The following is a 22604-nucleotide window of genomic DNA, read 5'->3' on the forward strand; positions in this document are numbered from 1 at the left end:
AATTGTAGGGTACTATAATTACTTATAGGCGTCGCTCCATCGCTCCTAGCCCCAAATTCTCCTGAATTGACTATAAAGTGGCTTCTCGCAATGACGCCAAGCTATTTTCTATATGACTTTTAAATGCCATGCGTAAGCTGAGAATTTAATTTATCGTTCAAGATGCCGATCTGAAGAATGGCTTCTTTGCAAATTTTTCTGATGAACATTATTTTCTTTTTGCAATAAATCTGATGTAGATTTACTTTTTCGTAATTGTTCTATAACTGCAGGAGTTACGATTTCTTCAGCAGATTTCTTGGCAGCACTCATAGATTTGGTTAATGAATTGTTACCTTTAACTTCAGGTTGTTCATAAAAAGGATCATTTGCCCTACCTAAATCTTTTAAAAAGCTTAGCGTGCCTTTTGCCGCTGATATTAGTCTGTTACTACTTTTTTTCTTTTCTTTATTTTCAGTTTCTTGTTCATTAGATTTTCCTTCAAGCTTATTTACTGTTGCATGAAGTATATCTCGTTTTTGCTCATCGGTTAATTTTCTATAATTTTTGTCGAGCCTTATTTCATTTAAAGCTTCTTGATACACATCAAATTTATTTTGTTTTTGCTCATCGGTTAACTTGAAATAATCTTTCTCTCGCATCAACTCAGTTAGAGCAGTAGTTTGAATATGTTGTTTTTGTACAATCTTACGCAACTCTTGTAAATTATGATAATCTGCAACATCACTCTTATGTAGTTCGTTATTAATATTAATTTTAAATGCTGTAACAAGATCAGCTGATTGTTTTTCAGTTAAACCTGAGGTAATCAAAGTAATCGCTGAAGCTGTACCAGATTTAACCGCCGCAGCAATCTTAGCAGGATTACCAGTGCTAGCTGCAATTATATTAGATGCTAAAATCGTTGCGTCCTGAATATTCTCCATAAAAAACTTACTTGTATTAAATGCCAGTTCTGCTTTGGAAGATATGTAGTGATAATGTTTATTTTCTTCACCTGGGGCAGATGTTGGGACGTGTAATTTATTGCCCAATAACCGGGCTAACTTGGGATCCAGTGCTAATAAATATTGTTGTTTACTTATATCTCCTCGATTTTGCATTAATAGGTCATTTTCTTGGGCAAGTTTACGAATCTTTCTTGTTTTAATAGCATCAGCTACCATACCTCCAGCTACTCCAGCTAATGTTATTGCTGCCATGGCTAAGGCTGTAGGGGGGGGTATCCCAGTTAATGCTACTATTGCAAGCGTTGCCGTAATAGTTCGGCTTACAGCACTACCGAGTGCAATTTTGGCTAATTTTGTATTTAACAGCCAATCTATAGCCTTGAAAGCCTTGGTCTTTTTTGTCCACTCCCAAGCAGAAACTATGTAAGAGATAGCTCTTTTTATGTTTGATTCTGTCTTTATTTCTTTATTTTCTTGTTCTAAAGATTTTAGAAATTCATTTGAAATTCTAATCTCATTTGTTTTAATCGACTTTAATTTCTCATTTTGTTCTTGCTCAATTATCGACAAATCATCCTTACTTCTTACCGATTTTGCAGCAGAAGTAGTTTTTAACTTATTGATACGTCCAAGCTCCATATCGTCAAGGCTTTTGATAATTCTTGCTTTTCTTTCTTTTGGTTGAATTATTTGATTATCCACCGAATTACTTAGAGTTTCATCTAGAGGAGATACTTTTAATTCATTCGGCTTCTCTTTAACGCTAGGAGTATCAATAGTAGATTCGTCAATTGTAGCACTATTTGTTTCGGAATCTTTAAGGTTCTCAAACGACGTAGATTCTTTTTCATTATGTATCATATATATCACACTCTAAATATAACATAAAATTAAAGACTGATTCTATAGCTAAATTTCCAATTCACAAACGTCTATAATCAATTGATGAGTTGGTAACGTCTTCACTCGTCTACATATAGGCGTTTCTCCATCGTTCCTATGAGGCAAGTTAGGTTTTTTCGTATCAATTGATAAGGCGTGTAATCCACTAGTTAGCTCATCTGCTAAAAGATTGTTAATCATTTTATGTTGTTCTAGCAAGCTTTTTCCTATAAAAGCTGCTGAAAAAATTTTAACCCTAAAATGGCTCTCAGTAGTTCCACCAGTATGGCTAGCATGTTTGGAACTTTCATCAACTATTTCACAATAATGTGGTTTTAACACATCTAATTTGCTTTTTATTCTATTTATTTTGCTCATAATTTTATAATATAAAACTTTTACTTGTATCATTCTACTAGGATTTTAGTATTTAGTAAATTTATATTATTTGAGTTATGGTGAAATTAGATACGAAAATTAGAAATTTACAGTTTGAGCTTGATAAAGTAGAGCGTGGATATTGCATCTCTTTTAAGCTATTAAATTATGACGAATTAAATGCTATGATGGCAAAAGACATTCACATAATTGACAAACTTAATAAAATTATTTCTGAAATTTGCAATGAATTAATTAGCAATTCTGTCACATCAATTTATAAACACATTGAACATGATCGAATATTATTAGTTCTACCGATATTAGATCCAAATCTAGTTAAAGAAATTGCCCTAAAAGCACATTTATTATCCCAGCTTTATGTTGATGATCTATTACCTACAGTTTATATGAATTGTAGTATTGCTAGCATAGAATTTCCCAAATTTAGCAATAAAGCTGAAGAAATTTATAATTTATTGAACTGGCTAATTTCTTATCCAGGTGACCAAAATTATTATCGTGAGTATGACTCTAAATATTATAATATAGAATACATTAAAGAGTCCAATAAACAGCTTAATCTCTTAAGAAAGTCCCTATTAAACAAAACAATGGTTTTTGCTTATCAGCCAGTTATTGACCGTAAAACAATGAAAGCTCATTACTATGAATGTTTATTAAGGATTCCTGATACAAATAACTATCTATGTTCTATAGGAGCAATAATCCCAGAGGCTGAAAAGAAAGGTTTAATTTTTATAGTAGATCAAGTAGTGCTAGAAATGGCAATCAAAGAATTAGATGCTAACCCAGACTTGATGCTATCAGTTAATATTTCAAATATTGGCACATTAGATTCTCCTTTGCTAGTAATAGCAGAAAAATTATTACAAACATATGATGTTTCAGGAAGATTAATTATCGAAATTACTGAGACTAGCCTTAATCAGCATTATCAACAAATAACGTATTTTATGCACAGATTAAGAAAATACGGTTGCAAATTTGCTTTAGATGATTTCGGCTCTGGGTTTACTTCATTTAAGCAATTACAAAATTTGCCAATAGATATTCTTAAAATTGATGGTAGCTACGTACGTAACATCACCAGCGATCTGCAAAGTCAAGACTTCATTAAAAGATTAATTAACCTCTCTGAGGATTTGGGTATTCAAACTGTAGCAGAATTTGTTGAGAATGGTAAGATTGCCAAATTCTTAATCAATCTAAAAATAGATGCTATGCAAGGCGATTTCTTCTCACCTGCCTCAGTTAATAGAATAAAATAATCAGATATTAGTAAAGCAATTGAATTAGGTGGTAATATATGAGTGAACGTTCACGCATCATTGCGAGGAAGCGTGAGCCGACAAAGCAATCCATAAAAGTGATTAAAAATAGATTGCTTCACGCTACTAAAGTATCTCCTCGCAATCTGATGTATCCCCACGAAATTAAGCACGACAAAGCTCCGTCTTTATAATAGATGCCAGGGGTTCTACCAATGGTTTTATGGCATGCAAATAATTAAATTCAATAATAAATTTCCCAAGGGTAAAATACGAATAAATCTTTTTATCTTTTACTGTGTTAGGTTGGAAAATTCTTTGCATACCTTGGCTATAGCCTACCACACCTATAACCCAATATGTTATAATAACAATGGCAGATAGTAACATTAAAACTCCCCATCTATTCACATCTAAAGTTCGAATATATCTTCCAGCAAGACCAAATTTATGACTTTTTATCACTCGAAACGTCTCCTCTATTTGCATACGTTTGCTATATAACCTCACTATTTCCGCTCCCTTATATTCATCAGAACTTAAGTTAGTTACCAATATCCAAGGTTCTTTTGCAGCTTTGTTATATGAACCATTTGCTGTTTTACTGCTAGTACGATTCCTGCTAACCTTCTGCACTCGACCCTTAGGGACTTTGCAAGTTGTAACCATTTTGCAGGAATATTTATGAGCTTTGGTTAGCAGAATCGTACCACATTCCATCGTTTTTGAACCAATTGATGGCATGAAATTTTCAACTGATATCCAATCCTCATTCTTAGCTAATTTTAAATCTTTTCCTTGTCGTACCCGACACACCCAACTCCACCCTTGTTTTTCTATTTCCTTAAACCATTCAATATGAAAGCCAGCGTCCATAATCACAATAACCCTTTTTCCATCAGGTATTATACTCTTTAATTTATTTAAAAATTCTACCGTTCTGCCCTTTAATTCACCTTCTTCAAACACATCTTGATACAAAGGTAAACTCATCCCTCTTGTACAAAATTGAGCACTTAGCATTTGTACCATGCGATCATCTTTAAGATAACATAAATCAATCACAACACTGTCATCATTAGAATGCTTGATAAACTCAAATATGAAATATGATAAAGCACTATAGAGATTATCAACCTCGTTATATAAATGTTTGTTACCTATACATCTATCAACTTTTTTTATTTTATGTTTTACTTTACTATCACCACTCAAGTTCCTGCCAATTGCACTCAAAGACAAATTCTGACTATATCGCAAGCCTTCTGCAACATCAAGTAACGCATTTAAACGATTATTTGTATAAAAGGACAATGTTCTTTTATTACTTCATTTAATACTGTTTTTACATCCATAACCTACTATCTCCATCATCATTAAATAATGAAGATATTCTATCAATTCTTGCTATTTTGCAACAATTTCGTGGGGATACATCAGCTCGCAATGACGCTTGAATGATTTTTTATACAGCAACCAATGGATAATAAAAAATATTAAACTAGTAATTACCCAAGTAGTATTGCTAATTAGATTAAATATTGTATCTTTTTCTACTTTTTGCATATAATTTGTTTTTTCAAGATTTATCTTTTTGTCTATTTCTATTTTACTTAATAATCTAATCTTTTCCGCTTCCTGTGGATTCTTCGAATCAATAAAGTTTTCGACAGAGTTAAATTTAGCTATATCATGATTATACTTATATTCTGGTAATACTAGACTTGCAATATTTTGCATAACTTGCACCAATGTGAACATAAGAGTTAGGCTAGCAAAAAGACAAATTATCATGCTGTAAAGTTGTAATAAATTTTTAAACATATTGCGTCACAATTATAAAATGATACTATTTTTTAGTTAGCTCAGATAAATGAGTTTTTCTTTAAACGCATCAATCGTTCTCATTAACTCATCTTTTACCGAACCAGTCACTTTTACTAGTTTAATTTACTTAAATGATTAATGCAACAGAATCTATCTACTTTGTTCACAGAGCCTAGCCTTTTGCAAAATCTGCTTTATTTTTTTTGCCTTTAATTCGTGTTTTCTTAATTCTTGTACCTTTTTATTTGCCAATAGATATTCTTAAAATTGATGGTAGCTACGTACGTAACATCACCAGCGATCTGCAAAGTCAAGACTTCATTAAAAGATTAATTAACCTCTCTGAGGATTTGGGTATTCAAACTGTAGCAGAATTTGTTGAGAATGGTAAGATTGCCAAATTCTTAATCAATAGACCTCTTGCATAACACGTTAATTCGGGATAAGGATTAGTAAAAATGCTTTAGCTATAACTAATACAAGATTTTGGATATGTATAAATTGCATTTCTGTGAATTCATACATTAATTGCTCTTCGTAGTGTATATATGTCTGCTATTTTTACTAATCCTTATCCCGAATTAACGTAAGTTGGAAATTTGGTAAATCCGATATTAATATTTTATTTTTAGTAATGGTAATTGGTAAAATATCGGTGCCAATATTCTGGAAGACTTTGTCGCATGGTGGCGGGTGTTCTGCAGAATTTATGAAGGAATTTTTACAGAAATTTATTAATAATTTTGGCGTTGAAAGAATAAAATATTTGCTTGCTGATAGAGAATTTATGAATAAAGAATGGTTAGACTTTCTGATAAATAACCATCTAAAGTTTGTTATTCCATTAAAAATGGATCATAAAATTCGTCTTACAAAAGGTTTAAGAACTTTAACCATTGAAAGAATATTTAGTGATGTTAAAGCCTTAGAGTATAGGGCTTGTAGTGGTATATTATGGAATAGAAAGGTTAATTTTACCGCATATAGAAATGATAAGAGCGAGCTGATGGTTCTGGTGTCTTCAATTGAAATAGAGCAAGATATTTTTGCTTTATATAAATTTCGTTGGAGTGTTGAACGACTATTTTTGCACCTAAAAAGCGGTGGTTTTGATATTGAAAAAAGTCACATTGTAAAATTGGATAGATTTGAAAAATTATTAGTGATAACTGCTATTGCTTCAGCTTTAATAGTCAAAAATGGAATAATACAAAATGCCTTAAATCCCATCCGAATAAAACGGTACAAAACCATTGAAAGACAATTGTTTTCATTATTTACCTATGGCTTTGATCATATCAAAAATGCTTTTTATCAATCTACAACAGCCATAACGCAGCTAATATCCACATTATTAATACCTCCCAAACAAAAACTTTTTTCTATCCTAATACCATCTTTACAAAAATTGTAGGGTACTATGGATTTTTTCTCACCTGCCTTGGTCGATAGAATATTATAATCAGATATAAGGTCTATTGATTTTTTACAATATTTTTCTAATAACACGTCAGTTCGGGATAAGATATAGATGAAATAGTAATAGATAAAAGGATTGTCAAAAAGGAGTGCCTGCAGTATTTATATTTTTAAACAAAAAAACAAACTACAGGCATGAAAAAAGATATCACAGAATTATATAGTTTTATAGATGATTTTTGTAAAATTTATTTGGAGTATGAACAGAGAAAGTTATTACCATCAAATAAGCAAAGAAATCGCTGTTGTAGCATGAGTCTAAGTGAAATGTTAACAATAATAATTATGTTTCATACATCCTATGCTAAGAATTTTAAATTTTTCTATAAAAGTTATATAGAGTGCATGCATAAGGATGATTTTCCCAAAGCCTTGAGTTATAATAGATTTGTTGAATTAATGGCACGATTATTCATACCGCTAAATATGTTGATTCATTTGTTGTTTGGTGAGGAAACAGGTATTTATTTTATTGACTCTACAACGATTAAAGCTTGTCACAATAAAAGGCGTTATAGCAATAAAGTTTTTAAAGGATTAGCCAAACATAGTAAATCCTCTATGGGGTATTTTTATGGTTTTAAATTACATGTAATAATCAATAATAAAGGGGAGTTTATGGCATTAAAAGTGACCAAAGGCAATGTAGATGATAGGGTTCCAGTACCGGAGTTAACAAAAAGATTAACTGGAATTATAGCAGCTGATAAAGGTTATATTAAGCAAAATTTGTTCTTAAATTTATATGAAAGAGGCTTAAAAATGATTCATGGAATTAAGAAGAATATGGAAAATAAATTAATGGATTTGAAAGAAAAAATCTTACTTCGAAAGCGTAACTTAATTGAAACAGTTTTTGATTATCTAAAAAATAAAATGAACCTTGAACATACTAGACATAGATCACCAATAAATGCCTTTGTCCATATATTATCTACTCTTGTTGCTTACTCATTAAAGAAAAATAAACCTTCAACAAAATTTGATTTTAATCTACATGTTCACAATATCCTTATCCCGAATTGACGTAATAACGCTTAGTGTACACTATAATTGTTGTATACTCATCATTAGAGCTTGACCTTTAGTTAAAAACTGATTATGCAAGAGATAAACAATTAATTATTAGATACATGTTTCTATTAGAGTTAAAAAAAATAAATGGGACTCTTGATACTATGCATTTTATCGGCATTGGGGGAATTGGTATGAGTGGCATTGCCGAAATACTACATAATCTCGGATATAAAGTGCAAGGTTCTGACATAGCCGAAAATTATAATACTAAAAGACTAGAGAATAATGGTATTAAGGTTTTCCTTGGTCATCAAGCTCAGAATATTACTGATGTTTCATATGTAGTGGTCTCGTCGGCTATTAATAAAGATAATCCTGAAATTCAGGAAGCTATACGTAAAAAAATACCAATAATTAGGCGAGCTGAAATGCTAGCTGAATTAATGAGGCTAAAATGTTCCATAGCAATTTCTGGTTCGCATGGCAAAACTACGACTACATCACTCGTTGCCTGTTTATTTGAAGCGGCTGGGCTTTGCCCAACGTTAATTAATGGTGGTATTATTAATAATATATCCACCAATGCATATCTTGGGTCTGGGAATTATCTAATAGCTGAAGCTGATGAATCTGATGCAACTTTCATTCACATACCATCAACAATCGCAGTAATAACTAATATCGATCCAGAACATCTAGATTTTTATCAGGATTTTGATAGTTTAATTAAAGCTTTTAAGAGTTTTGTAACTAATTTACCATTTTATGGTTTTGCCGTGGCTTGTATTGATCATCAAATTGTTAGAAAACTAGTAAATGACATATTTGAGCGTAGAATCATAACTTATGGAATAGACTCAAATGATGCCAACATACAAGCCTTTAATTTAAACTCTGATATTGAATCATCAACTTTTGATGTGCGAATTAGTCTACCTAACGTAAATGGGGTAACAACTATCGAGCACATCACCTTACCTACTCCGGGAAGGCATAATATCCTTAATGCTCTTGCGGCTATCGCGATAGCCGTAGAGCTTGATTTTGGTATTAAAATTATTAAAAATGGATTTAATAGCTTTAAAGGGATAAAACGCAGATTCACTAAAGTAGCTGAATATAATAACGCTACGATAATTGATGATTATGCTCACCATCCGGAAGAAGTAAAAGCTACACTTGCTACGGCAAGAAATATTGCTAATAAGCAAAATAGTAAAGTTATAGCAATCTTCCAACCACATAGATACTCAAGGGTTAAATATTTGTTTGATGATTTTATAACTTGCTTTTTTGATGCTGATCGGCTGTATATCACAGATATATATGCTGCCGGTGAACAGCCAATAGATGGTATAACGGGAAGAAATTTAGTAGACAAAATCAAGGATACTAAATCTCATTCGATGGTATCATTTATCGAGAATCACCAGGATATAGCTGGTCTTATTGCCAAGGAAGCTATGCCAAATGATATAATAATTATGATGGGTGCTGGGAGTATTTCTGCTTGGGCAAATAATTTGCATCAGCAATTTACCCAAGAACATCATTGCGAGAAGCCGCTTTAGTGAAAGCGGAGTAATTGTTGTTGTCTAGTTTAGTGAACAATGGATTGCCACGACCACTATGTGGTCTCGCAATGACTTATATGCATCTCAAGCGTCATTGCGAGGAGCCACTTTAGTGGCGACGTGGCAATCCACATTTGTTGCTTCGTCAGTTCACGTCTCCTTGCAATGACGTTATTTCAACAAATCTGTAAAGTAGATATTTTATAATTATGCAAATAGCTGGTGAATATAAAAATAATTACAATTTAAGTCATTTAACTTGGTTTAAAGTTGGTGGACCTGCGGAGATATTTTTTAAACCATTAGATTCCTCAAGCTTAGCAGATTTTGTCGCACAAAACCAACAACAGAAAGCAATAACTGTTTTAGGGGCTGGATCAAATATTATTATTAGAGATGGTGGTATAGAGGGGGTTGTGATAAAACTTGGTCAGAATTTTACTAATATAGAATTAATGCCAGAACACCAATTATCGGCAGGGCAATTATCGGTAGGAAGTAGTTGTCTTAATTTTAATCTTGCTAAATTTTGTCAAATACATTCAATTACTGGTTTTGAGTTTCTAAGCGGTATACCAGGTACTATAGGTGGTGGAGTGGTAATGAACGCCGGTGCCTATAACTCGGAATTTAAAGATATTATCCTAGCAATTGAAGCAATAGACTCTAGAGGTAATGTTATTACCATCCCTAACGAAGAAATAGGTTTTAAATATCGAGGTAATAATTTACCACAAGATTTGATTATAACCAAAGCTATATTTAAGATAACGATGGGGGACAGTAATATGATCCTAGAAAAAATGAATGAAATAAGTAAAAACAGACTAGCAAGCCAACCAATTAAAGAACGTACTGGTGGTAGTACATTTGCTAATCCAGAAAATCATAAAGCATGGCAACTAATCGATAAAGCTGGCATGAGGGGATACAAAATTGGTGGGGCTTCCATCTCACAACTACATTGTAACTTTATGATAAACCATGGCAATGCCTCTGCTGGTGATTTAGAAAATCTTGGTGATCTTGTTAAAAAAAGAGTATTTGAAAATAGTGGGATTGATCTAAAATGGGAAATTAAAAGAATAGGGAAATATGCATAAATATCAAACAAGTTTTATTGCTAATTCTAAGGTTACAATATTGAGTGATAAAGGAAAAAAACATGTGGCGGTAGTAGGTGGCGGTATGTCGGCTGAACGAGAAGTTTCTTTAGTATCATCTTCGGGAGTTAACAAAGCTTTGGTAGATAGTGGATATAAAGTCACTTTTATAGATATGGGAGTAGACATTGCTTCGGTACTTTTACAGATAAAACCTGATATAGTTTATAATTGTTTACATGGTACTTATGGCGAAGATGGTTGTTTGCCTGGGTTACTCAATATCTTGCGAATTCCTTATACTCACAGTGGGGTTCTCGCTTCTTCTTTAGCATTTAGTAAAATACATGCAAAAGCATGGTTTGTTGCTAATGATATTAAGGTAGCCAAGAATATTGTCGTTAATAAATCTGATAACATTAAGGTTGATCCTATGCCAAGACCCTATGTTATAAAACCCCTTACCCAAGGCTCAAGTATAGGCGTTGAAGTAATATTTGCTGAGGATGATTTTAACTTTGCTAATTATAATTTTCCTTATGGTGATCAGGTAATGATTGAAGAATATATTAAGGGGCGAGAAATGCAAGTAGCCGTTTTAAACGGCGAAGCCTTAGGGGTATTGGAAATAAAACTCCTGAAACAGCGTTTTTATGATTATGAGACTAAATACACTGATGGATTTGCCCAGCATTTATGTCCAGCTCCATTACCGCAAAATATATATAATGAGTTACTAGAAGAGTCGGAAAGAATATATCAAACCATGAATTGCAGAGGTGTGGCTAGAGCAGAGTTTATTTTTGATGAAAGTAAGAATGAAATTTTTACTCTAGAAATTAATACTCATCCTGGTATGACTCCCTTATCGATTATACCAGAAATAGCTGCCTTACAGGGGATAAATTTTTGCTCGTTAGTGGAAAGAATCTTAGAAACAGCATGTATTGACACATGAAGAGGAATAAAGCGTCTAATAAGAAGAAAAAAGCCAATATACCTTTACGACGAAAGTTGGCAATGGTGTATATTAGAGCGGTATTTTTTATTAAAATTACCCTAGTAGTTTTGTTGTCTTCATTTTTCTTTACCAGCTATTTTGCTCCTGTAAGACAAGAAATTATCCAAAATATTTATGAATTGACTTCTGATATTAGCTTTAGACTTGAAAATGTTTTAATAGAAGGGCAATATAATACTAAGGAAGAAGATATATTGGCAACTTTAAATGCTGATAAGGGTACGCCTATTCTTTCTTTAGACCTGGGAGCAATAAAGAGTAATTTGCAACGCAATCCTTGGATTAAAAATGTTGTAATTATTGAGAGAAGATTACCTAATACTATTTACATAAGATTAACTGAGAGAGTGCCAATTGCTATCTGGCAATTTAACGAGAAGGTTTTCCTTATTGATGAAGAAGGATATAAAATTACTACTGATATAGGTACTTTCACTAATCTTCCTCATGTTGTAGGATCGGACGCTAATATTTATACTAACAAATTAATTCAAGATTTAGCAAAATACCCTGAACTAGCTAAGAAAATTATCTCTTCGGTACTTTATGGGAAAAGACGATGGAATTTAAATCTAGAGCAAGGTATAACTGTTAAAATGCCAGATTCTGGGTTTGATCGTGCTTTAGATTACCTTGCAGGATTGGATATGAAAAATCTATTATTTAATCAAAATTATAAAACTATAGATTTACGAGATTTGAGTAAGTTTTATATAGAAAAATATTAAGAATTATGAAAGCCAGATTGTCTAACTTTTTAACTCTTGACCTTGGTAGTAGTAAAATAGCTTGTATTGCAGCATATATTGACAAAAGAGAAGATGCAAAAATAGTAAGCCAAGTTCTGCATCACTCAAAAGGTATTAAATCAGGAGTCATATTAGATTTAAAAGATGCGGAAAATAGCATAGTCGGAGCGATTTACGCATTAGAAAAAGATTGCGGTAAAAACATAAAAAAAATAACTATATCACTAACAGGCTATGGCACTAAGTCTTATTATGCAAATAGTAAAATAAAACTTTCTAATCAGCCAATTTCACCACAAGATATCAAAAAACTTATCAAAAAAGCCTTATTGGAATTCAAAATTAAAGACCAAGAAATTATTCATTATTTCCCTATAGAATTTACTCTTGATAATAATAATGCTATTGAAGATCCAATCGGAATGTTTGGCAAAGAATTAGGGTGTGAATTACATATTATCACAGCAAATTTTAATATGCTGATGAATATTACCAATTGTTTTGCAAAATGTCATGTGGAAATAAATAATATTATATTAGCAATTTATGCGTCAGGAATTGCTTGTCTTTCAGAAGATGAAAAAAATCTTGGCTCTATCATAATCGATATGGGGGCAAGAACCACCTCTTTTGGTGTGTTTGTCTCAGGCAAGTTAATATATACAAGCTACATAGATATAGGTAGCTTTCATATTACATCTGATATAGCAAAAGTCTTCTCAGTAAGCCTGAACGTTGCAGAGAAACTTAAGATTCTCTATGGTAATGCCATGCCATCTTCTCTTGATAAAGATAATATTATTAATTTAGAAGATTTTGAAATGGAAATTCCTGATAGTGGTAGACCAACAATTACCTCAAAATATCTTGCATGCGTTATCAGTCCAAGAGTAGAAGAAATATTATTGATGGTTCAAGCCCAGCACGATAGAGTTGTGGCAGGCAATATGATCGCCTACCGCATTGTTATTACTGGTGGAGGAGCGATGCTCCGGGGAGTAAAAGAACTAGCAAGTAAAATTTTTGAGAAACAAGTACGAATTGGTAAACCGGAAATCTTACCAGGTTTTGCTGAAGACTATAATCCCCACATATATTCCACTGCTATAGGTATGGTAAAAACCCAATCTTTAAAAATACAAAAGAATAATTTTGATATTAATGATAATAATGATGCTAGTTGGTTTAAAAAATTTCTAATTTGGCTAAAAGAAAATATCTGAAAATAATCATTACATAATTGTCACTAAACTTGATATTTCCAATAATTTTTTTCACAAAAATACTTTACATATCAAATATATTTCTATATCATATAGAATGTATCTTTTTATAAAAAGAGGCTCGGTATTGACTGTAGCTATTTGTCTCAACGAAAAGGATAACATTCATTAAATTTATAAGGCAAATATTATGACTATACTTACTGAAATTATCGACAATCTGCGTGCAGGAGAAGATATTAAGGAAATAGATTTGTGTAAGAGCGGAATAGACGATAAAAAAGTTAAGTTATTAATGCAAGCCTTAGAGAAGTATAATAACACCGTAACGGAGATAGACTTGGACAGCAACAGAATAACCAATGAGGGTGCTGGGTTGATAGCATGCTTCTTGGAAAAAAACAGTTCTGTAACGTAGCTAACCGGACTAGTGTTAAGAACAAGCTCTTTTGCCGCCACTTAGAATTAAATTGGAAAATCTTTAATCCTTTTTTCATACTCAGATTGGCAATCTCCGAGTGATAATTTTGAATACATCTCCAATGATTGACGACTCTCATGTCCTGAATATGGCTGAATTAATGCGTCATCTACGCCTTTTTTCTTCATCCAAGTAAAAAGAAAATGTCTTAATGTATGAGGAGATATTGAATGCTCAATACCCGCTTCTTTTGTATAGTTCATTAATATTTTTCTAATGCCTCGATCAGAATATGCCATCTTCAAACTTGATTCAAATAAATATTTTGAATCATTTCTTTTCATATTTTCTAGATGAACAGCTAATATTTCCTTAAAACTATCAGGAAACGGAACTATTCTGTCCTTCTTTCCCTTACCTTGCACAACTTTTATCTGACAATTATCTAAATCTATGTCAGATATTTTTATATTTACTAACTCAGAAACTCTCACCCCGGTATAAAGCAATGTTTTAATCATTACTATATGCTTCATATTTCTAGATTTCCATACCGTGTTGTAATATTTATTTATTTCCTCTTCCGTAGGCACATACGGCAACTTCCTTTCCTTACCACTCTTTACTTCTACATCAAGATTTTTTCTTATATGCCTGAATAATTCTCTTAAGTAATTATAATCAGGCTTTTCTTTTTTCAGATGTTTGCAAAAATATTTAGCTTTTTCTCTAACTGGCGTACGTTCTAATATCATAATAAGCAATTAAATAGTTATCCCGATTAACAAGCGTTTATTAAAATCTAACGGAAAAAGACCATAAGGATTTATATGACCTGAGAATAACGGTGTTAATGCTCTATAGTCTTCAGGCATAAACCTGTTCTGCCAATGTGGCTGTGATAATATTTGTTGAATAATCAAGGTATTGATATAAACCATACATACCTGCAACAGATGTAAACATAATACCGATAATTCCTGATCTTCAATATTGTTCGTTGCAATGTGACCTAGTTTACCGTAAAAAATAAAATCCATTACATTATTAAGGCGTTCAACAATATTTAGTCCTTCATTAACTCAATGATAGGTAAGCCACTAGTTTGACTAGTGAGACCATCAAGGCTTGGCCTTTAGATTTAGTATAAAATAAAAAGTTATCATATATAACTTCTTTGGCTTGACGGTCAAAGGAGAAAATATATGACAACATACGAAAGTTTAAATCATTCTAAATGGGATTGCAAATATCATATTGTGTTTATTCCAAAGTGTCGTAAAAAAGAATTGTACGGGAAGGTTAGAAAATATCTTGGGAACGTATTCCATGAGTTAGCTTTTCAACGTGGGAGCAAGATCATAGAGGGGCATATGGTACAAGATCATGTGCATATGCTCATCAAGATTCCTCCTAAATATTCTGTAGCTGAAGTAATAGGCTATATCAAGGGGAAAAGTGCTATAGCCGTTGCTAGGCAGTTTGGTGGACGAAAACGTAATTTTAATGGAGAAAAGTTGTGGGCTAGAGGTTATGCGGTCTCAACTGTAGGATTTGAAGAGAATCAGATCAAACACTACATTAAGAATCAAGAGCAACTTGATAGTTTAGGCTCTGACGAATCAGGAGAATTTTAATTAACAATGGCAGCCCTTTGGGCTGCTCATAACCGTCAAGCCCCTCGCTTTGCGAGGGCGTTCTGACTTCAATACGTAATTCTTCCGAGGATAAATATTTACACAAAAATATGGTTTTATTGGCTTTGCCTAGTTCTACCAGTGCCTTATATACCGGATGAGCGTAATTATTATTACTAAATCTTTTGATTAATACGGATGGTGTAACTATTCCTAGTTTTAGGGCAACCATATGTTTGACAGTCTCATCGTAATTATCTTCTAATAACTCCCAATTTATACTTCCCTTTAGGATCTCTGAAATATTTTTATATTTATTTCTATCTCTAGAATCAACGTAATACAATTTTTGCTTATTGATTGCCTTTAGTCTCGGGCATAAGGAGAAATCTAGTAAATAACTCACGGCAAAACCTATTACACTTTGTCCATGGGTATCGACAAATACACGATTCATGTCCATGTCCGTATCATGGTCAATAATGCCTTTTATCATGCTACCTACCTCTGATGAGGTGCAATCCTTTAACTGCGAGTAAATACATAATGATTTCTTGTCAACATGCCAATAAATCATTACTCCTTTCTTACCATAACGAAAATGCCATTCGCTCATTAGATTTTGATCCCAAGCAAACAGATGAGTTGAGTCACAGGCCACTGTTGTAGTAGCCTCTCCCCAAACATCAGGATTTCGTGTTTTTAAAACGTTATTAACCATTGTACGAATAGCATTTCTAATGTTTGTAGCATTAATATGGCGTTTTTTTACATAACGTAAATCACTATAATTAACATTATCATTAGCAATGCTGATTCTTTTTAATCCGGTGTTGCTACCAATGCCAAATATACATAGTAATAGTCTTCTTTGTAGATCAGAACTATTGATATTGCTGCTTTTACCAACAGTTTCAAGTTCCTTAGTAAAATTGATTCTTAGATCGCACTCTTTTAAAATATCAATTAAGTGTATACTTGACCACTTATTATTGATTTCTTGCTGTAACTTAATAATATTATCAGGTTCATCCTGTGAGTCTAAGGGAGTAAGCTTTATATTGTTACCAACTTTACTTTGTTGGATCTTTACAAACTGATTATTAGGAATATTTGCATTTAATGCATCTAAGCTGTTAGTAAGTGAAGTCTTTAATTTTTCTACGAACTCCTCGAATTTTAGCGGTAACCCAAGTAACTCATAATATGATTCTCGTTTCTCAATAAAGTCCTTCGGTAAGTCCTTATTCGGATCTCTATAACGGTAACTTTTATTAACCCAAATAGCTTTAAAACCAAGAAGTTCTTTAATCTGTTCTAATATGGCTAGTTCATAATTATATTTATTTATTCGCAATTGACCTTTTTCTATTTTAAAGATCATGCTATACCAGTTCTGTGGGATAGCTCTATTGATTGGTGGGATATTAATATAGTAAGCTAAATCTGATTCATTCCAGTATTGGTTGATAAAACGAATTGCCTTTAAGATAGGTTGATAATCAATATGATCTTCAGAAATTTGTAATATTCTTATTATCGCAAGTAGACTACCTCTATTGCCATAAGCATAGGTGGTATGCATTTTTTCTCGCACCTGAGCCTGATACCACTTACTACCACGATGTTGTAGATCTTCAATTACTTCTTCCAGCTTCTCCTGAGGCACTACCGGATAAACTTTGTCCTCAATAATGCTTTTAGGATTTTTTGCATTTAGTATAGCCAACTTTTCTAGAATATCAAACTTTCCGTCAACACGCTTAACTTCCTGAAGAATATGACGGTCTACATGCTTCTCTGCTCCGGCTCGCATCTTTTTAATTAGTTTAATCATGGTATCTATTAAGGCATCCAACAATAGCTCCAGTCTTACACTACAGAATATTGCCATGGTGGCATATTTTATAGTCGGGGCAAAATCTAGAATATTGCTAGGTGCAAAAACCATCACACGTTCATAATATTTTAATAATAATTTTCTGTCTACTGACTCTATTATGCAGTCAGATAATTTGATTTGACCTAGTAAATTGATTTTATTTATGGCACATTGAATATTCTTAATTTTAGCTCCAGAGATATCTTTTTTAAGTTCTGATAATTCTATAATGTTATTATCCTCATCACTATTTTTACTAAGAATGCGATCTATTAAAAGAAGATTTCCTTGACTTAAATTATCAAATATTTTTCTAAAAAATTGTTGTTCAAATTTTTGTTTAGCTAACGAAATGTAATTTTCTAATTGTTTGGTATTAACAATTTCTATTCTATCTTTGATGAAATATGTACGTATTTGTTCAAGTAGCACTGAATCTGAGAAATGACGCGGTATCAAGTCATCTACAAGATAATTCATTATTAATGTAATATCCTTGGCATTTGCTACACGATATCCTAAATACTGTCTGATATCCTGACGATACCTTTCTCCAGTACGTGTATCCCAGTCAAATGTAATAATTTGTGTTGGATCAATATCTAAATGTTTGGCAACCTGTAACAATAATTGCATCGAAACTGTGTTAGCTTTATTAGAGGGAAATTGTATGTATTTTTTGAAATACACTAACATTATTGCAAAAGTTAACTGATTTGATTGACCTTTCTTTTTCTTGCATAAATTTAAATCCTCTAATGATAAATTATATTGCATTTTTATCTGTTCCTAGAAATCACAGTGTCGGTATTGATTTACTCGATTTTATTCATATTACAATTATTTTGCAATATATTTTTTGCTCTAACAATAAAAAAGTGTAAACATTATTTTTTTAGGAACTGTAAGTGGCGGCAAAAGAGCTTGTTCTTAACACTGCTCCTTATTCCATGCCACAACAAAGAAAAACCTCTTATGAGGTGATTATTACAAATTATTAGTTTTTAATTAATAATATTGTAATTATCATTCCAGCTAATTAATTCAAAGCTACAATTTTGAGCTTGAAAAGCAGTTTTTAGGTCTTGCATGTGACGATTTCTAATGTAATAATCTAAAAGGCGGAAGTAGATTTGAGAGTTACTTTTTTATTGATGTCATCTTCTTGTACTACTATTAATTTACTAAAGGTAGCGATATCAATATATTTATTGTGTCGTTCAATTAAAAACTTTCTAGCTTTATACCATAATGAATCAGGATTTAATTGCTTAGCTAGTTCAAGCAAATAAGCATTATTTTCATCTTTAGTATTATTTCCTTGTGTTGCTGATATAGATTGCTTGCATGGTGTAATTTGTAACTCTGTTATGTTATTACCATACACCATTTGTACTTGCTGTAATATTTTAGTTTTAATATGTTCTGATAAGGCAATATCTTTTAACAATTTGAACTGAAATTGATCCCCTAAAACTTTACCAAATGTACAAGAAGTTAACAACTGATAAGCTGTATCAGTATCAAAAGCACCAGAAATTTTACATTTTAACTGAGCCTGGCGGCTAGTATCAGTACTATATTCTATCTTTTGTAAGTACTACTCTTTCGCTTTATTTTCATCACTAGATTTAAACTGGAAATTGCTAGAATTAGCTTGAGTAGTTTCTCGTAGTTCATTGCTTAAAGCTTTAGCCATATAATTCAATAGCACTTTCTTATGACCAAAATGATGATTTGAATATTCCCCAGCTAACTTTAATAACAACATACGTCAATTCGGGATAAGGATATTGTGAACATGTAGATTAAAATCAAATTTTGTTGAAGGTTTATTTTTCTTTAATGAGTAAGCAACAAGAGTAGATAATATATGGACAAAGGCATTTATTGGTGATCTATGTCTAGTATGTTCAAGGTTCATTTTATTTTTTAGATAATCAAAAACTGTTTCAATTAAGTTACGCTTTCGAAGTAAGATTTTTTCTTTCAAATCCATTAATTTATTTTCCATATTCTTCTTAATTCCATGAATCATTTTTAAGCCTCTTTCATATAAATTTAAGAACAAATTTTGCTTAATATAACCTTTATCAGCTGCTATAATTCCAGTTAATCTTTTTGTTAACTCCGGTACTGGAACCCTATCATCTACATTGCCTTTGGTCACTTTTAATGCCATAAACTCCCCTTTATTATTGATTATTACATGTAATTTAAAACCATAAAAATACCCCATAGAGGATTTACTATGTTTGGCTAATCCTTTAAAAACTTTATTGCTATAACGCCTTTTATTGTGACAAGCTTTAATCGTTGTAGAGTCAATAAAATAAATACCTGTTTCCTCACCAAACAACAAATGAATCAACATATTTAGCGGTATGAATAATCGTGCCATTAATTCAACAAATCTATTATAACTCAAGGCTTTGGGAAAATCATCCTTATGCATGCACTCTATATAACTTTTATAGAAAAATTTAAAATTCTTAGCATAGGATGTATGAAACATAATTATTATTGTTAACATTTCACTTAGACTCATGCTACAACAGCGATTTCTTTGCTTATTTGATGGTAATAACTTTCTCTGTTCATACTCCAAATAAATTTTACAAAAATCATCTATAAAACTATATAATTCTGTGATATCTTTTTTCATGCCTGTAGTTTGTTTTTTTGTTTAAAAATATAAATACTGCAGGCACTCCTTTTTGACAATCCTTTTATCTATTACTATTTCATCTATATCTTATCCCGAACTGACGTAACTTATTAATAAAGTCTAAGTTAAATTCTCGATTTGATTTAATCTGCAATAAATCAGCATCTTCTTGAGTTAGAGGATAAAAATCAGCTAATCTTTTTCTTCTGAACCAGCTATTTTTATGGTTTACAACTGGAATGCCTGAACTATTGGAGCAATTTGACTCTACTACTGGCTGACATTTCTGTGAGACTTGCTGAACAACTTTTTGTAATGTCGTACTGAGTGGCAAGGCATCTCTCATAGGGTTTTCAGTAGATGTATTAGTATTATCAACTTGTGCTTCATCTGATAATTCTTGTTCAAATTGTAAAATTTGCTCAATCTTTTGCTGTGGTAATTGCTGGTTATTATCAATTTCATTCGCATCAACTTGATTTTTTTCATTTTGAAAAATTTCAGATTTGGTAGATCTAGATTTATTAGATATATTTTTATTATTATCTATATATATAGAGTGGTCCAAACTTTTTTGGGGTTGAGGCAAAAATTCTTTGGGGTTAGCCCCAAAAGTTTTTTGGGTTGAGTGTAAAATTTTTTCATTTTCAGTAGAAAGTGATTGAGAATGAGGTTGGAAATTTCTTGCCAGTTTAATACAAGGGACATTACGACACTTAATGCCATATTTGACTATGGTTGCTTTACGAAGATCAATAAAGCTAGCTTTCTGCAACTCCAGCAAACATTGTCTAACCCGTTCTTGGCAAACTCCTAGAGATTGTTCAAAGAAGTTATAAGTTTCCTGGAGTTCATCTAAGCTATTATTATGATAGATTTGCAAGCGAAATACGATCAGTGATAGGAGTTGTCTAGCAGTTTTACTTAAAACTTTACCAGTGTTGGAAGAAAGGTCACGCCATTCAGGTGGCACAAAATTACCAACGAAGTTGTAAAATATTACGGAATTACTACTGCTTTTAGTAGCAGATTTAGATAAGTTACAGCATATATGCAGCATATAGATTCCTTCTAAACATCATTATAGAAGGACTTTCAGGACAATTATACTACTATTTTTACAGCATATATACAGCATAAAAATTTTTCATAAAAAAGCAGATTATTGCAATATAATGAAAAAGCTTTGAGGTAGGTGGTGCCGCTAGGAGGGATTGAACCTCCGACCTCATCATTACCAATGATGTGCTCTACCTCTGAGCTATAGCGGCCTAGAAAGAAGTTCTAGGAAGCTGCTGGAGATAATCATTTATATTTATGTGCAGCTATAATCTTTTTTATCAATTCATATCTGATTTTCAGTTGGTTATTGATTCTATACCATAATAACCAACTGAAACTATAGTGGTAGGATTTTCGTTACTGCTAATTTGATTTTTAATGGTTTCCAATTGAGATTCGTCATATTCCTCAACATTTAGCATAGCCAATTTATTTGTGAAATATTCCTCACTTTCTCTTACCACTCTTAACAATTAACTACGATCCTCAACAAGAATTTATCACTTATGATATACAGGTTAGTACTCTTTAATCTCAGTAGACCTCTTGCATAACCTAACCTAATTGGTAATTTTGTTGTCAAAACTCGTCTCCGTTCCTCACGTACATCTCAGTACGCTGCGGTACTCGACTTCGTTTTTCCTAAAAATTCCACAATTATCTTTAGGTTATGCAAGAGGTCTAGTTGTGTGGCTGGGCATTATACAGGATTAGAATTATGCCATCAACACAACATTAACTATTTTATGCCCGCCCTTACTAGAGAATTTTACTTTACCTTTAACCAAGGCAAATAACGTATGATCTCTTCCAAGCCCAACATTTTCACCTGGGTAAATTTTAGTACCCCGTTGTCTAACAATTATATTACCTGATATGACATATTGTCCATCAGATTTTTTAGTACCTAATCTACGACCGGCTGAGTCTCTACCATTCCTGGAACTACCACCAGCTTTTTTAGTTGCCATCTATATATCCTTATAAATCCAGTTATAATTTAGTAATGTCTAATATTTTCAGTTCGGTTAACTCCTGCCTATGACCATTCTTTCGACGATAATTCTGGCGACGTTTTTTCTTAAAGACAATAATCTTATTATCTTTAAAATGGTTAGTAATTTCAGCTGTAACAAGAGCCCCTTGAACTATTGGTGTACCGATAAAAGATGGTTTCGAATCTTCACCAATCATCAACACCTGATCAAGTTGAACTTTTGCCCCTCTATCACCGTCAATTCTTTCTATTTTGATGACACTGTTTTTGCCGACTTTATACTGTTTTCCGCCTGCTTTGACGATTGCGAACATGAGAAATATCCTAAACTAAAATTTAAACAAACTAAGTCCTTAAACAAAACTAAGTCGGCATTATATTACCACCATCTATTTTAGTCAATGGGAAATCGCAAATAAAATCGATAACACCCTAAATTAG

At 32.2% G+C, this 22604-nt stretch carries 19 protein-coding genes, 1 tRNA gene and 4 pseudogenes; 11 read left to right on the plus strand and 13 right to left on the minus strand.

Going from position 1 to position 22604, the window contains the following annotated elements:
• Window positions 1–150: 150 nt before the first annotated feature.
• Together NBW66_RS00150 and NBW66_RS00155 are read right to left on the minus strand one after the other, a co-directional pair.
• Window positions 151–1812 carry a hypothetical protein gene (locus NBW66_RS00150; protein ID WP_250311386.1) on the minus strand — a complete coding sequence of 554 codons (1662 nt, stop codon included), beginning with the start codon at window positions 1810–1812 and terminating at the stop codon, window positions 151–153.
• 162 nt (window positions 1813–1974) lie between these two features.
• Window positions 1975–2211 (minus strand): annotated as a pseudogene (locus NBW66_RS00155) (BolA family protein); the annotation flags it as partial.
• Window positions 2212–2288: 77 nt separating this feature from the next.
• On the opposite strand from NBW66_RS00155, the gene NBW66_RS00160 reads away from it, so the two are divergent.
• Window positions 2289–3503: an EAL domain-containing protein gene (locus NBW66_RS00160; RefSeq protein WP_250311387.1), complete on the plus strand. Its 1215-nt coding sequence runs from the start codon at window positions 2289–2291 to the stop codon at window positions 3501–3503.
• A gap of 165 nt (window positions 3504–3668) precedes the next feature.
• On the opposite strand, the gene NBW66_RS00165 is transcribed toward NBW66_RS00160, so the two are convergent.
• Window positions 3669–4817, minus strand: a complete 1149-nt coding sequence (locus NBW66_RS00165) for an IS4 family transposase (RefSeq protein WP_250311388.1) — start codon at window positions 4815–4817, stop codon at window positions 3669–3671.
• A 93-nt stretch (window positions 4818–4910) separates the two neighbouring features.
• Window positions 4911–5243: a hypothetical protein gene (locus NBW66_RS00170; RefSeq protein WP_250311389.1), complete on the minus strand. Its 333-nt coding sequence runs from the start codon at window positions 5241–5243 to the stop codon at window positions 4911–4913.
• Between the two features lie 332 nt (window positions 5244–5575).
• Between NBW66_RS00170 and NBW66_RS00175 the strand changes: the two are divergent.
• The 9 genes and pseudogenes from NBW66_RS00175 to NBW66_RS00215 form a co-directional block, all read left to right on the plus strand.
• Window positions 5576–5758: pseudogene (locus NBW66_RS00175) on the plus strand (EAL domain-containing protein); the annotation flags it as partial.
• Between the two features lie 206 nt (window positions 5759–5964).
• The gene (locus NBW66_RS00180) at window positions 5965–6744 is read left to right on the plus strand and encodes a transposase (protein WP_250311232.1); all 780 of its coding nucleotides are present in this window, start codon (window positions 5965–5967) and stop codon (window positions 6742–6744) included.
• Between the two features lie 200 nt (window positions 6745–6944).
• Window positions 6945–7835, plus strand: a complete 891-nt coding sequence (locus NBW66_RS00185; RefSeq protein WP_250310582.1) for an IS982 family transposase — start codon at window positions 6945–6947, stop codon at window positions 7833–7835.
• A gap of 107 nt (window positions 7836–7942) precedes the next feature.
• The gene (gene murC / locus NBW66_RS00190; RefSeq protein WP_250311390.1) at window positions 7943–9397 is read left to right on the plus strand and encodes a UDP-N-acetylmuramate--L-alanine ligase; all 1455 of its coding nucleotides are present in this window, start codon (window positions 7943–7945) and stop codon (window positions 9395–9397) included.
• A 212-nt stretch (window positions 9398–9609) separates the two neighbouring features.
• The gene (gene murB, locus NBW66_RS00195; RefSeq protein WP_250311391.1) at window positions 9610–10503 is read left to right on the plus strand and encodes a UDP-N-acetylmuramate dehydrogenase; all 894 of its coding nucleotides are present in this window, start codon (window positions 9610–9612) and stop codon (window positions 10501–10503) included.
• On the plus strand, window positions 10496–11461 hold the full coding sequence (locus NBW66_RS00200) for a D-alanine--D-alanine ligase (RefSeq protein WP_250311392.1): 966 nt from the start codon (window positions 10496–10498) through the stop codon (window positions 11459–11461). Before murB ends, NBW66_RS00200 begins: the two co-directional genes overlap by 8 nt.
• The gene (locus NBW66_RS00205) at window positions 11458–12252 is read left to right on the plus strand and encodes a cell division protein FtsQ/DivIB (protein WP_250311393.1); all 795 of its coding nucleotides are present in this window, start codon (window positions 11458–11460) and stop codon (window positions 12250–12252) included. Before NBW66_RS00200 ends, NBW66_RS00205 begins: the two co-directional genes overlap by 4 nt.
• Window positions 12253–12257: 5 nt before the next feature.
• Window positions 12258–13496, plus strand: coding sequence for a cell division protein FtsA (gene ftsA, locus NBW66_RS00210; protein ID WP_250311394.1), 1239 nt, complete (start codon window positions 12258–12260; stop codon window positions 13494–13496).
• Window positions 13497–13686: 190 nt separating this feature from the next.
• On the plus strand, window positions 13687–13914 hold the full coding sequence (locus NBW66_RS00215) for a hypothetical protein (RefSeq protein WP_250311395.1): 228 nt from the start codon (window positions 13687–13689) through the stop codon (window positions 13912–13914).
• A gap of 47 nt (window positions 13915–13961) precedes the next feature.
• Here NBW66_RS00215 and NBW66_RS00220 read toward each other — a convergent pair whose 3' ends face one another.
• Together NBW66_RS00220 and NBW66_RS00225 are read right to left on the minus strand one after the other, a co-directional pair.
• Complete coding sequence (locus tag NBW66_RS00220) at window positions 13962–14672, minus strand: tyrosine-type recombinase/integrase (RefSeq protein WP_250310731.1); 711 nt, start codon at window positions 14670–14672, stop codon at window positions 13962–13964.
• A gap of 9 nt (window positions 14673–14681) precedes the next feature.
• A pseudogene (locus NBW66_RS00225) lies at window positions 14682–14999 on the minus strand (Tn3 family transposase); the annotation flags it as partial.
• A gap of 123 nt (window positions 15000–15122) precedes the next feature.
• Between NBW66_RS00225 and tnpA the strand changes: the two are divergent.
• A complete protein-coding gene (tnpA, locus tag NBW66_RS00230; protein WP_250310729.1) occupies window positions 15123–15554 on the plus strand; it encodes an IS200/IS605 family transposase in 432 nt (143 codons plus the stop codon).
• On the opposite strand, the gene NBW66_RS00235 is transcribed toward tnpA, so the two are convergent.
• The 7 genes and pseudogenes from NBW66_RS00235 to rplU form a co-directional block, all read right to left on the minus strand.
• Window positions 15499–18213 (minus strand): Tn3 family transposase, encoded by a 2715-nt coding sequence (locus NBW66_RS00235; RefSeq protein WP_250310728.1) that lies wholly within the window; start codon window positions 18211–18213, stop codon window positions 15499–15501. The two genes, tnpA and NBW66_RS00235, sit on opposite strands and share 56 nt — an antisense overlap.
• A 337-nt stretch (window positions 18214–18550) precedes the next feature.
• Window positions 18551–18886 (minus strand): hypothetical protein, encoded by a 336-nt coding sequence (locus NBW66_RS00240; protein WP_250311396.1) that lies wholly within the window; start codon window positions 18884–18886, stop codon window positions 18551–18553.
• Between the two features lie 324 nt (window positions 18887–19210).
• Window positions 19211–20101, minus strand: a complete 891-nt coding sequence (locus NBW66_RS00245; RefSeq protein ID WP_250310582.1) for an IS982 family transposase — start codon at window positions 20099–20101, stop codon at window positions 19211–19213.
• A gap of 106 nt (window positions 20102–20207) precedes the next feature.
• Window positions 20208–21164, minus strand: a pseudogene (locus tag NBW66_RS00250) (hypothetical protein); the annotation flags it as partial.
• A gap of 136 nt (window positions 21165–21300) precedes the next feature.
• A tRNA-Thr gene (locus NBW66_RS00255) sits at window positions 21301–21375 on the minus strand.
• A 507-nt stretch (window positions 21376–21882) separates the two neighbouring features.
• Window positions 21883–22137 (minus strand): 50S ribosomal protein L27, encoded by a 255-nt coding sequence (gene rpmA, locus NBW66_RS00260; protein WP_250311398.1) that lies wholly within the window; start codon window positions 22135–22137, stop codon window positions 21883–21885.
• A 22-nt stretch (window positions 22138–22159) separates the two neighbouring features.
• Complete coding sequence (gene rplU / locus NBW66_RS00265; RefSeq protein ID WP_250311399.1) at window positions 22160–22477, minus strand: 50S ribosomal protein L21; 318 nt, start codon at window positions 22475–22477, stop codon at window positions 22160–22162.
• Between the last annotated feature and the right edge of the window lie 127 nt (window positions 22478–22604).

This window comes from Rickettsia endosymbiont of Oedothorax gibbosus (genome assembly GCF_936269705.1).
Classification (GTDB): domain Bacteria; phylum Pseudomonadota; class Alphaproteobacteria; order Rickettsiales; family Rickettsiaceae; genus Tisiphia.